This is a genomic window from Endobacter medicaginis, assembly GCF_014192375.1.
Lineage (GTDB): Bacteria > Pseudomonadota > Alphaproteobacteria > Acetobacterales > Acetobacteraceae > Endobacter > Endobacter medicaginis.
Genome location: NZ_JACHXV010000049.1, coordinates 1 through 5,264, shown reverse-complemented (window position 1 = coordinate 5,264; position 5,264 = coordinate 1). Strand labels below are relative to the sequence as shown.

7 protein-coding genes are annotated in these 5,264 nt (G+C 63.7%); 2 read left to right on the top strand and 5 right to left on the bottom strand.

Going from position 1 to position 5,264, the window contains the following annotated elements; genetic code table 11:
• Window positions 1-126 precede the first annotated feature (126 nt).
• The 3 genes from FHR90_RS17015 to FHR90_RS17005 all read right to left on the bottom strand — a co-directional run bounded on the left by FHR90_RS17015 (window position 127) and on the right by FHR90_RS17005 (window position 1,881).
• Window positions 127-393 carry a hypothetical protein gene (locus tag FHR90_RS17015; protein ID WP_183275552.1) on the bottom strand — a complete coding sequence of 89 codons (267 nt, stop codon included), beginning with the start codon at window positions 391-393 and terminating at the stop codon, window positions 127-129.
• Window positions 394-525: 132 nt separating this feature from the next.
• The gene (locus FHR90_RS17010) at window positions 526-1,140 is read right to left on the bottom strand and encodes a hypothetical protein (protein ID WP_176624684.1); all 615 of its coding nucleotides are present in this window, start codon (window positions 1,138-1,140) and stop codon (window positions 526-528) included.
• Between the two features lie 195 nt (window positions 1,141-1,335).
• Complete coding sequence (locus FHR90_RS17005; RefSeq protein ID WP_176624682.1) at window positions 1,336-1,881, bottom strand: hypothetical protein; 546 nt, start codon at window positions 1,879-1,881, stop codon at window positions 1,336-1,338.
• A gap of 32 nt (window positions 1,882-1,913) precedes the next feature.
• Here FHR90_RS17005 and FHR90_RS17000 point away from each other — a divergent pair, with 32 nt between their 5' ends.
• Window positions 1,914-2,717, top strand: coding sequence for an SDR family NAD(P)-dependent oxidoreductase (locus tag FHR90_RS17000; RefSeq protein ID WP_218062078.1), 804 nt, complete (start codon window positions 1,914-1,916; stop codon window positions 2,715-2,717).
• A 317-nt stretch (window positions 2,718-3,034) separates the two neighbouring features.
• Window positions 3,035-3,562, top strand: coding sequence for a 5' nucleotidase, NT5C type (locus FHR90_RS16995; protein ID WP_246330359.1), 528 nt, complete (start codon window positions 3,035-3,037; stop codon window positions 3,560-3,562).
• A gap of 55 nt (window positions 3,563-3,617) precedes the next feature.
• On the opposite strand, the gene FHR90_RS16990 is transcribed toward FHR90_RS16995, so the two are convergent.
• Window positions 3,618-4,610 (bottom strand): transporter, encoded by a 993-nt coding sequence (locus tag FHR90_RS16990; RefSeq protein WP_221188299.1) that lies wholly within the window; start codon window positions 4,608-4,610, stop codon window positions 3,618-3,620.
• Window positions 4,611-4,679: 69 nt separating this feature from the next.
• Window positions 4,680-5,264: thiolase family protein (locus FHR90_RS16985; RefSeq protein WP_183275551.1), on the bottom strand; the 585-nt coding region annotated here is incomplete at its 5' end.

Here is a 5,264-nt window from a genome sequence, read left to right as displayed (position 1 = left end):
TGCAACGACGCTGGCCGGACTGCATGTCGTCGCATTCGCATGCTTCATGATGAAAAACGCCGCCGCAATCATGGCAGGTGCATAACACCCTCTAGATGTGGATCGTACAAAAGAAAGTCTTGGTAGTCAGTGCATCGACCTTACGGCCTCCACGCGCAGGTCGACCGACAACTCGCCGGTCTCCGCGTCGAGCCACGCACGCGCAGGCTCGTCGCGGCCGTCGATATGGATTTCGAGCGCAAGCTCGCGGTCGCTGACCTCGCCGCGCAAGCTGACGCGCAGGCCCGGCTCAGCGCGGAAATACTCAATCAGGCCCGGTGCCGGTTCGTGCTTGGTCGGTTGCGTCGCCAGCCACGCGGCGGCCGTTCGAAACAGTCGCTCAGCGTAGATCATCATGCCGCCCTCCTTGTCTGCCGCCGCCGGTGCCCTGCCCGATCGCGGGCAGGGCGGCCAAGCGCGGCCTCTCGACCCGCCGTCGCGGGCCATCCGCCGCCGCGCCGAGCGCGGGCGGGCGGCGAATTCTGTTCATCCTTCGCCCCACTCGACTTCGCGTGACAGCAGGCGAACGGGACCTGCGAAGATCACGTGGCGGGTCGCGATGCCCGGCGATGCGCCGTCGAAGTCGGGGTCCCCGAAATGCCGGAACTCGTGCGGGGCCTTCAACTCGAAGATGATCCGGCGGCAATCGGGCTGGAATTCGATCCGCACAACCCGATCGGCCTCGTGGGGCTTAGTCAGCAGCTCGGCGAGGGCTTCTTCGACTGCGGACAGCGGTGCGGAGTGATCCAGCGAATCGTATCGCTCTCCAACAAGCTCACGCATACCCTGCGCAAGACGTAGGTTCCGGCGCGCCTGCGTCGGATCGCCGCCGAAACCTAGCGCGATGAGCAACCGTGCCAGGTGGTAGGGCTGCGCCCGATGGATTGCTCGGCCACGGCTGACCGGAAGCCAGGTTCCCCCTCGGTCGTCGGGCTCCTGCAACGCGCGGTACAGAGGACCGACATCGGTCCACGGAAGCCCACAGGACTCGGCCAATTTCTTCGCCGCTGTGAAAATTGAGTCTGCCATGAGACCGATGTAGCGTTTACGAACGCAGAACGCAATACCCAAACTGAGTTTGGAGGGGCAGACGACGATCATCGCGGAATGCGATCGGTCATAGGACTAAAATCCTACGATTTTAACAAAATCAACGCGAAGGACCCCGGGCGGTCGCAATCCCCTCGCGCCTGAGACAAAAACCCTCCCCCCCGGTGCGACCGGGGCATAGCGGTTGCGGCGCGCAGGTTGAGGCGTGAGCGGCCTCTGCGCTTCGTCTGGTAGTCGGGCAACCGATCACAATTCATGCACGCCTCCATCCGGCGTGAAGATCAGTGTGCGCTCACCGCGTCGGGCGTGCGCACCATCGCCCAGCGGATGCACGCCGCCTCGGGGAGCGATGTGCATGATCCGCTCGACGCCTGCGGCGCGTGCTGCGTCGATCCAGTCATCGGCGGCAAGCGAGGCGGTCTCGACAAGCGCCACGCGGCGATACGTGCGGGCCAGCTCTACCGCCTGGACGTAGTGTGCAGCCTCGCCGCGTGCCGCGTGCACGATCACCGCCTCAGCCCAGCGCAACACCGTGTCGGCAGCGCTCCAACCAGACGAACCGGTCGTTTTGAGATCGTCATCGCCAATCAGGATCACCACCGGCTGCGTCACCTGCCGAAGTCGGGTTCGGCTAGGCACCGCGCTCCGAAACAGCAGCCACATGGCGGCTATCTCGCCAGCGAGCACCGCATCCACCAGCGGCGCTTGAAAGGTGCGGTCCGCCTTCATGGCGGCAAGGGTGGCGCGCCGCCCCTGGTTCAGTCGCCCGGACCAGACGAAGGTCATGGTCATGCTCGGCACTCCCCGCCCGAGCCACGCCATGCGTGGCGGCCTTCGATCACGCACAGTGCGTCGTCGCCGGTGCCGGTGGTCGTGACGATCGTGGCGGCGTGGATCAACAGGTCACGCATCCGCTCGGCGAGCGCGTCGCCGTGATGCTGCCGGATGTGATCCAGATGCGGCTCGGGCATTGGGGTAAATTTATCGGCAACCAACGGCGACTTTACAATGCCGGCATCATGGCCTGCCCGGAAACGCACGTCGGTCCAGGATGGGAGGCGCAGTTCGCGACCAACCACCTCGGGCATTTCGCGCTGACGCATCGGCTCTGGCGGCTGCTCATGGGCGGCTCGCGGGTGATCTGCGTGTCCTCGTCCGGCCATCACGCCTCGCCGATGCGATGGGACAACGTACAGTTCAAGCGGGGCTACGATAAATGGCTGGCCTACGGGCAGTCGAAGACTGCCAACGCACTGTTCGCACTCCACGTCGATCATCTTGGACGGGAAGAGGGTATACGGGCCTTCTCGCTCCATCCCGGCAAGATCTTCACGCCGCTTCAGCGACGTCTGGCGCAGGAGGAGATGGTCGCGGCCGGCTGGCTCGATGCGAGTGGCGCTCCTGCCGACCCGACATTCAAGACGCCTGGACAGGGCGCAGCGGCAACGGTCTGGGCCGCGACCTCGGCACAACTGGACGGGCTCGGTGGCCTCTACTGCGAGGATTGCGACGTCGCGCCGGTCGCGCACGAGGCGACCTTCGTTGGGGTCAGACCCTACGCCGTCGATCCTGGAGAGGCCGAACGTCTGTGGACGCTGTCGTGCGCGCTGACGGATTGCAGAGCTTGAATACGAACTACATCGTTGAATTGCTCTGTTGGCAACTCGGTCAGTGCGCACGATACATGACGCTGAAAACCATCGCCCCACTCGGCGACAATCGAGCCGTCAGCCTGCAGCCAATAGCAGCGTGACCGAGCAATCGAGCCTGCTCAGGGTGTTGTTCCTGCACCACCATCGGGGACAAGATCGTCGATTCTGCCGACTGGCACTCCGGAGATCTCACTTGCCCGAGTGCGTCGGATGGCGCATCCATAGAGACAGGACAATCCGAAAATCAAGCGAGCTTCAAAATGCAATCGCACCGTCTTCGTCTAGCCATCGACATGGACGAGGTCATTGCTGACTTCCTCGTAGCTCAGCGCGATTGGTATCGTAAACATCATGGTTACAACTGGGTTGACGCTGAACTCGCAGGCAGGCAAGCGGAAGATCTCGCCGAGCGTCTGCATGTCGAGGCGATGGAAGCGCATCTGCATGAGGGAGCGTTCTTTCGCGATCTTCCGGTCATGACGGGTGCGCAGAGCGCCATTCGCAGGCTTCAGGACGTCTTCGACGTGTTCATTGTCACTGCGGCGATGGAGTATCCGCTCTGCTGCGAGGCTAAATATCTCTGGCTGAAGGATCATTTTCCATTCATCTCGCCGCTGAACGTCGTGTTTTGCGGCGATAAGGGGATTGTCGCCGCCGATTATCTCCTCGACGACAATCTTCGCTTCCTGCGCGCCTTCCGTGGTACAGGCGTGATGTTCACGGCGCCGCACAATCTACATGCCGACTGGACGCCGCGGGTGTCGGGATGGGCCGAGGCAGAGGCGTTCTTCCATGCCAAGGCAGGACGAAGCGTCGGCTGACGATCCCAAGGATCGGCAGCCGATGCTTCGATGCAGGTCGGAGAGATACGGTCGCTCAGAAGGCCTTGAGGACGCGGAAATTGAACCGGGTGCTTTCCTCGAACCCGTTCTCGACATGGGCGTCGCGGCCATAGAGGCCGACGAGGCTCCATGTCGGGGCGAAGTTCCAGCCGAAGCCGACCTTGAAGTTCACCGTGCTGGTATGGCTGTTTCGGACACGCTGGCCATCGACGAACTGCGTGCCGCCCACGAACTGGAACGTACCGGCACGGATGTCGAGGTCCTTGTTGACGTGGTACATGAACCACTCCTGGAACTCACCGAGCGGCTTCTGTGTCAGTGTCTGGCTCGCCGCACCGTAAGAGCTGTTGTGCGTGTAGAACGTCACGTCGGCGGAGACCTGCATGGTGAGCTTCGGGGTAAAGAGCGGCGTCACGTAGGCGGTCTGCAAGGTAAATTTCCAGCGGTTCTCGCCGAGGCTGAGCGGCTGGTTGCGGTTGTATTGACCGGTCGGCGCATAAATGAAGGGCGTGACACCGAAATAGCGACCGGCCACCTTGTCGCGATACAGCCAGAAGGTCGATGCCAGGATCAGGTCGCCGATCCCGGATGCCGAGCCGAGGGCGCGCTGGTCGCCGCTGCCGTGCAGTGAGCCGAACGGTAGCAGGAATTGCGGATCGGCGATGAACGGACCAACATCGACGAAGTGCGCATAGCGCAGGATGCCGATATCGGATGTCAGATCACCACGGCCGGCCTTGTTGCCGAAAGCGTTGTACTGGTCGCGGACTGCGTGCTGGAAATACAGCAGCGCGAGGTTGGTACCTGCCGGCAGGCCGCCGGCGCTGTAGTCATCGGCATCAAGATCGGCAGCTCGGGCCGGGGTGCCGATGACGATGGTGGCCATGAGGCATAGCGGCACGAGCCACCTGCGCACGCAGGACGCGGCGCTCAGCGAGTAGTTCATCGTTTCTCTCCCAAGAGGTAGGCGTATGCGTTTGTCTTGTTTTCCGGTCACCGAGCGTGGCGCGCGGCTCTTGTCGCACATGCTATTTCTTCGACCTTGGGAGAGGAGTTTCCATATCTGGAATAGATAAAAGCAGGTTTGGGGTTTTGCTCAGACCGCTTCGAGCGCGAGCGCAATCCCCTGCCCGCCCCCGATACACAGCGTCACGATGCCGCGCCTCAGCCCGTCGCGCTTCATGGCATGCAGCAGACGCGTGACCAGCACCGCGCCGCTCGCCCCGATCGGGTGACCATGGGCGATCGCGCCACCCTCGACATTGACGATGTCCTCCGGCAGGCCGAGCTCCTTGGCCACCGCCAGCGGCACGGCAGCGAAGGCCTCGTTGATCTCGATGCGGTCGAGATCGGCAAGGCTCCAGCCGGCACGTGCCAGCGCCTGGCGCACCGCCGGCACCGGGCCGATGCCGAACAGGCCGGGCTCCACCGCACCCACACCGCCGGCCACCAGACGACCCAGCGGGGCGATGCCGGCGGCCTCGGCGGCGGCACGGTCGGCGACGATCATCGCGCTCGCGCCGCTGTTCAGACCCGGCGCGTTGCCGGCGGTGATGGTGCCGTCGCGACGGAAGGCGGGCTTCAGTCTGGCGAGCGTCTCCACCGTGGTGTCGGGACGCGGCGCCTCGTCGGTGGCGAAGGTCTCGGTGCCCTTGCGCCCCTTGATCTCGACGCCGACGAT

Excerpts from the sequence above, each read along its gene's own strand:
- FHR90_RS17005 (WP_176624682.1), bottom strand. The coding sequence starts at position 1,881 with ATGACCATGACCTTCGTCTGGTCCGGGCGACTGAACCAGGGGCGGCGC.
- FHR90_RS17015 (WP_183275552.1), bottom strand. The coding sequence starts at position 393 with ATGATCTACGCTGAGCGACTGTTTCGAACGGCCGCCGCGTGGCTGGCG.
- FHR90_RS17010 (WP_176624684.1), bottom strand. The coding sequence starts at position 1,140 with ATGATCGTCGTCTGCCCCTCCAAACTCAGTTTGGGTATTGCGTTCTGC.
- FHR90_RS16995 (WP_246330359.1), top strand. The coding sequence starts at position 3,035 with ATGGACGAGGTCATTGCTGACTTCCTCGTAGCTCAGCGCGATTGGTAT.
- FHR90_RS16990 (WP_221188299.1), bottom strand. The coding sequence starts at position 4,610 with ATGTGCGACAAGAGCCGCGCGCCACGCTCGGTGACCGGAAAACAAGAC.